Raw genomic sequence first — 5,582 nt, 5'->3', positions numbered from 1 at the left:
GGTGCTGGGCGTCACGGGTGGCAAGCCGGTGTTCTGAGGCATGCCGTCTGATCACACCAGGCTGAAGGCTCGCTCGGCCATGGGCAGCGCGAGGGCACGATCAGAGGGCACCAGACCCACCCGGGTGCGCCGGTCCAGCAGGTCGTCGACGTCGGCAGCGCCTTCGTGCGTGATCCCAAAGATCATCTCGGCGAGCGTCACGCCGAGCGGGCCCGGTGTCAGCAGCTCGTCCTCGCTCAGCCCGCTGACCTCGACGGCATTGGTCAGCACGAGCGAGGCTTCGGTGCCGAAGCGGCGGACCAGTCGCGCAGGCTCTTCAAGGCGAGCCAGCTCCTCCCGCGGGGCCGCACCCAGCAGAGCAAGCGAGTGGGTCCGACACGGCGCTTGCGTCAGGCCCGCAGCGTCGACAGCGTCCTCGGCCATCTGCCGGTAGGTCGTGAGCTTCCCGCCGACCACCGTGACGAGGCCCGTGGCCGAGCGCAGCACAGCGTGCTTGCGCGACAGATCGGCGGTGGAGCCGTCCGAGTCGAGCAGCGGGCGAAGCCCGGCAAAGGTGCCGATCACGTCAGTGCGTCGCAATGGATTCTCCAACGCGGCGCCGACCACGTCCAGCAAGAATCCGATCTCGCCCTCGCTGGCCTCGGGGACGTCCGGGATCTCGCCGTCGGTCTCCTCGTCAGTCAGGCCCACGTAGATGGTCCCATCGGGTTGGGGGAGTGCAAACACGAATCGGCTGGTGGTGCCCGGAACGGGAATCGTCAGGGCGGCGGCCAAGCCCGGCAGGGTCGTCTCTCGCAGCACCAGGTGCGTCCCGCGCGACGGCTTCAGGCTGACGGAGTCGTCCAGGTCGCCAGCCCACACGCCGGTGGCGTTGATGACGGCGCGTGTTGTCACGTCGTGCGTCGTGCCGGTCAGCTCGTCACGCAGGACGGCGCTGGACCCGGTGGCGGACAGGACGCGCGCGCGGGTCCGCACGACGGCTCCGTGCGCTGCGGCGGTCCGCGCCAGGCACGTGACGAAGCGGGCGTCGTCCTCGAGCTGACCGTCCCAGCTCAGCAGTCCACCCCGCAGCCCGGAGCGGCGCAACGACGGTGCGAGCCGCAGCGTCTCATTGCGAGAGATCCGACGTGGGCGGGGGAGGGTCTCGACGCTCGTTCCGGCGCTGAGCCGCAGCGCATCGCCGGCGCGGAACCCCGTCGCCGCGAGGGCAGCCTGAGGACCTGAGACGCTCGACATCAGGGGCAGCAGCATCGGCATCGGGTGCGAGAGGTGCGGAGCGGTCGACTCCATCAGGATCCCGCGCTCGACGGCGCTCTCGCGGGCGACTCCCACCTGTCCGTTGGCCAGATAACGCAGCCCGCCGTGCACGAGCTTGCTGGACCACCGGGACGTGCCGAACGCGACGTCGTGGGCATCGACCGCCAGCACCGACAGGCCGCGCGAGGCAGCATCGAGCGCCACACCGGAACCTGTGACGCCGAGTCCGATCACGAGGAGATCGGTGGAGCGTGGGGCTCCCGCAAGTCCTGCCTGCATGTGGCTCATGGGGTCAGATACCTCCGGATGAGATCAGTCAGCTGGGCATCGAACTCGTCGACTGTCAGCTCGTCGTCCGTCATCGTCTCGACGGAGATCGCGAACCCGTGCGCGATGAGGATGAGTGTGCGTGCCAGCAGCTCGGGACGGTCTGCGCGAATGCCGCCGGTAGCCTGCGCCGTCGCGATCTGTTCAGCGAGCACTGACACCAAGACATCCTGAGACCGGCCCCGCCGGTCGATCAGGTACGGCAACAGCTGTTCGGGGTCATCGCGGACGATCCGGCGGAACAGCTCGTGGTGGCGCAGCGCTGCGACCGCAGCACCGAAGCGTCGGGCGATCACGTCGGCCGAGTCGTTGCCGCGGTCATCGATCTGAGACAGGACGCGGTCGATCTCGCCGACCCACTCACGCGTCATCAGGTCAGCCAGGATCGACTGCATGTCCGGGTAGGTGCGGTAGACCGTCATGCGGGAGACGTCAGCGCGCCGCGCAACGTCGGTCACGGTCGCGCGCCGCCAGCCTGAGGACAGGATCGTTTCCCGAGCCGCATCGAGGATGCGGTCCTTGTTACGAGTGGACGCCATGTGTAACACTGTAACGCATGACCCATGACATGCACCCCCAGCGCTGGGGCGACGCGGCTCACGCCGAGCCTCTGCCCGCATCCACCCGCGAGCTGGTCGAACTGGCCTTCGGGGCGGTGGACACCCCGGCGGTCGACAGCGTCACGATGCCGTCATCAGAGCTCGCTGCCCATCTTCTGGGCACGCTGGCCGACATCGTCGGACCCGAGCACGTGCATGTCGACGACCACACCCGACGCCTCCGCACGCGCGGCAAGTCCACCCCGGATCTGCTGAAGGCCCGCGCCGGTGACGTGTCCGACGCTCCGGACGCCGTGGTGCGACCGGCATCTGCCGACGAGGTCGACGCACTCCTCGGGTGGGCCGCCGAGCACCATGTCGCCGTGGTGCCGTTCGGTGGGGGCACCTCCGTCACCGGCGGGCTGGTGGCCGCCCGGGAGGGATTCGCCGGTCTCGTCAGCATCGACCTGGTGCGCATGGATCAGCTGCTCGAGGTCGATCCGGTCTCGATGACGGCGCGCCTGCAGCCGGGCATGCGCGGTCCGCAGGCCGAGGCGGCCCTGGCCGAGCACGGCCTGCGTCTGGGGCACTTTCCGCAGTCGTTCGAGTACGCCACGATTGGTGGTTTCGCAGCCACCCGCAGCAGCGGGCAGAACAGCGCCGGATTCGGCCGCTTCGACCAGATGGTGGTCGGACTGCGGCTCGCGACTCCGGCTGGCGAGCTGGTCGCGGGTTCGTCGCCTGCCAACGCGGCTGGACCTGACCTCCGCCAGCTGGTGCTGGGTTCGGAGGGAACCTTCGGCATCATCACGGAAGTCACGGTGCGGGTTCGCCCGGCTGCGAACGAGACCGCGTACGAAGCCTGGCGTTTCGAGTCGTTCACCGCCGGTCGGGACGCGATGCGGCACCTGGCGCAGAACCAGATCCTGCCCACCATCATCCGGCTCTCCGACGAGACGGAGACGGCGTTGAATCTGGCCAGCCAGTCCGACGTCGGTGGCGAGGGCGTGACCGGTTGCCTGATGATCGTCGGCCACGAAGGCGCGTCGATCGACGGACGTCGCGAGCTCATCGCCTCGACCCTGACCGACCTGGGCGGCTCGTCCCTCGGCGAGGATCGGGGTCAGTCGTGGCTGGAGGGACGCTTCCATGCCCCCTATCTGCGCGACTCGATGCTTGACGTCGGTGTCTTGGTGGAGACGATGGAGACCGCCACGTTCTGGTCCAACGCTGACCGGTTGTACACCGACGTGAAAGCCGCGCTGGAAGCCAGCCTGGGCGAGGGGTCGATCGTCTTGTGCCACGTCTCGCACGTGTACGAGACCGGATGCTCGCTGTACTTCACCATCGCGACGTCATCGGGCGACGATCCGCTGGGGAGATGGATCGCGGCCAAGTCGGCTGCATCCGACGCCATGATCGATGCTGGCGCCACGATCACCCACCACCACGCCGTCGGCACCGACCACAAGCCGTGGCTCGCCCGCGAGATCGGTCCGGTCGGCGTGGCGATGCTGCGGGGAGTCAAGGACGCCGTCGACCCGACTGGGATCCTCAACCCGGGGATACTGATCCCGTGAGGTCCTTCTCGTTCTTGGTCAACCCGTTGTCTGGGGGCGGAGCCGCTCCAGCGGCCGTCGTCCCGGTGGCGCGTCTGTTGCGCGACGCCGGTGCCGAGGTCGAGGTCACGTACTCGCCCGGGCCCAAGGCGTCGGTCGACCTGATCGAGGCCGGTGTCGCGCGCGGTGACGTGATCGTCGCGGTGGGCGGCGACGGGATGCTGTCGTCGATGGCCGGGCACGTGGCTCAGCTCGATGGTGTGCTGGGGATGATCCCGGCTGGCCGAGGCAACGACTTCGCCCGGATGCTGCAGCTGTCCGAAGAGCCGGATGAGATCGCTGCCACGCTGCTGAACGGGTCGGAGACCCCCACGGACTTGATCTCGATCGACCTGCCCGGCAGCGAGACCCGACTCGTGGCAGGTTCGGTGTACTCCGGCATCGATGCGCGCGCAGGAGAGATCGTCGACAAGATCCGGTGGATGCCGGCCAAGCTGCAGTACCCCTACGCCAGCCTTCACGCCATGGCCACCTACGTGCCATGCCAGTTCGAGGTCGTCGTCGACGGGATGCGCCACTCCCATCTGGCTGCCACCGTCGTCATTGCCAACTCCGGCTACTACGGCAAGGGCATGCACATCGCGCCGGAAGCCTCAGTGACCGATGGCCAGCTCGACGTCATCGTGATCGAGGCATCCTCACGGCGACAGATGATGAGGGCGCTGCCCAAGGTGTACGACGGCGGGCACGTGCTGCTCGATCAGGTCAAGGTGCTGCGGGGCGCAACCGTGGAGATCAGCGGCACGCCCTCGGTGCCCATGGGCGGAGATGGCGAGCCGCTCGGCATGCTGCCCTCGTCAACGGCGGCCCCGGCCGTCGTGAAGGTCCTGCCCGGCGTCCTCACAGTTCTGACCTGAGCGAGGCTTGTCGTCGCGCGACGATCACGGCGACGGCCGCCGTCACAGCTCCCAGCCAACCGAGGGAGAGATCCATCAACGTGTCTGCGTAGGCCGTCGGCATCTCGCTCGAGGTCGTGATGAACGCGGCATACTCGCCGATCTCCCAGAGCAGGGACACCGACAGGCCAAAGGCCACTGACCGCGCGAGAATCGCGCCGGGAGTCTCACTGCTCCGGCGCGTCAGGAGAAGGAAGGCCGCGCTGAGCAGGCCGGTGTTCATGAAGTGAACCCAGTCGTCGAACCACACGATCTGGTCATAGAGATCGAGCCGGTTGCCCAGCACGTCGCTGAAACAGGGAACTGTGACCAACAGATCGGCGACCCACGGATAGGGCTGGAGCCGGCCGCGCGCCAGCCACCACACGGGCAGGATGAATGCCAGCATCGGGTAGGTGAGAGCCCGCGGTCCGGGTGCCTTGCCCTCGAGATTGCCCCATGACGGGTCGACGAGCACGAGCACGAGCATGATGAGCAGCGCCGTCTTGGCTGCGATGTTGGCCTGGGCCACCAGCCACGTCGTGGTCGGCTCCCGCCGCTGGTCGACGTCGAGGTCGGTGACGGCAGGTGCAGGGGAAACCATGGGTCCAGTGTGCGGGACCCGGGGGTCGCGTTCGGGCATTGCCCCCCATTTCGGGTCATGTCCGGCGCTGGCACGCGTGACGAGGCCCTGACCGAATTCATGCCGGTCAGGGCCTCTGTCATCAGAGTGGACTGATCAGTCCTGTGTGCGCTCTGCCTTCTTGGCGTCGGTCAGGTCAGTGAGCACCTCGGCGTCGGCCTGCGCCTCGGCCGCAGCCTTCTTCGACTCCTTGGCCTCGGCCAACTCGGCTGACGCCTTGTCCCGTGCCGCCTTCTTCTTGGCCTCGGCTGCCTCGGCGACGCGCTTCTTGCGCTGCTCCACGGTTTCGGTTCGCTCGGTGGCCAGCTTGTCGGCTGCTGCC

General features: G+C 68.1%; 6 protein-coding genes. 2 read left to right on the top strand and 4 right to left on the bottom strand.

What is annotated here, in order from left to right:
• Positions 1–51: 51 nt before the first annotated feature.
• Complete coding sequence (locus tag WB508_RS08940) at positions 52–1,545, bottom strand: FAD-dependent oxidoreductase (protein WP_423844537.1); 1,494 nt, start codon at positions 1,543–1,545, stop codon at positions 52–54.
• Positions 1,542–2,123, bottom strand: coding sequence for a TetR/AcrR family transcriptional regulator (locus WB508_RS08935; RefSeq protein WP_423844536.1), 582 nt, complete (start codon positions 2,121–2,123; stop codon positions 1,542–1,544). The genes WB508_RS08940 and WB508_RS08935 overlap by 4 nt, the downstream gene beginning before the upstream one ends.
• A gap of 17 nt (positions 2,124–2,140) precedes the next feature.
• Here WB508_RS08935 and WB508_RS08930 point away from each other — a divergent pair, with 17 nt between their 5' ends.
• Both WB508_RS08930 and WB508_RS08925 read left to right on the top strand, forming a co-directional pair.
• Complete coding sequence (locus WB508_RS08930) at positions 2,141–3,703, top strand: FAD-binding oxidoreductase (protein WP_423844535.1); 1,563 nt, start codon at positions 2,141–2,143, stop codon at positions 3,701–3,703.
• The gene (locus WB508_RS08925) at positions 3,700–4,599 is read left to right on the top strand and encodes a diacylglycerol kinase family protein (RefSeq protein WP_423844534.1); all 900 of its coding nucleotides are present in this window, start codon (positions 3,700–3,702) and stop codon (positions 4,597–4,599) included. Before WB508_RS08930 ends, WB508_RS08925 begins: the two co-directional genes overlap by 4 nt.
• Here WB508_RS08925 and WB508_RS08920 read toward each other — a convergent pair.
• Positions 4,583–5,221 (bottom strand): hypothetical protein, encoded by a 639-nt coding sequence (locus tag WB508_RS08920; protein WP_423844533.1) that lies wholly within the window; start codon positions 5,219–5,221, stop codon positions 4,583–4,585. The genes WB508_RS08925 and WB508_RS08920 overlap by 17 nt on opposite strands.
• A gap of 135 nt (positions 5,222–5,356) precedes the next feature.
• Positions 5,357–5,582, bottom strand: a 226-nt coding sequence (locus WB508_RS08915) for a hypothetical protein (protein ID WP_423844532.1), incomplete at its 5' end; no start/stop codon positions are given.

It is taken from the genome of Aeromicrobium sp. (assembly GCF_049586495.1).
In the GTDB taxonomy this organism is placed as follows: domain Bacteria; phylum Actinomycetota; class Actinomycetes; order Propionibacteriales; family Nocardioidaceae; genus Aeromicrobium.
The sequence above is the reverse complement of the archived record's forward strand: the minus strand, read 5'-3'. Positions and strand labels throughout refer to the sequence as shown.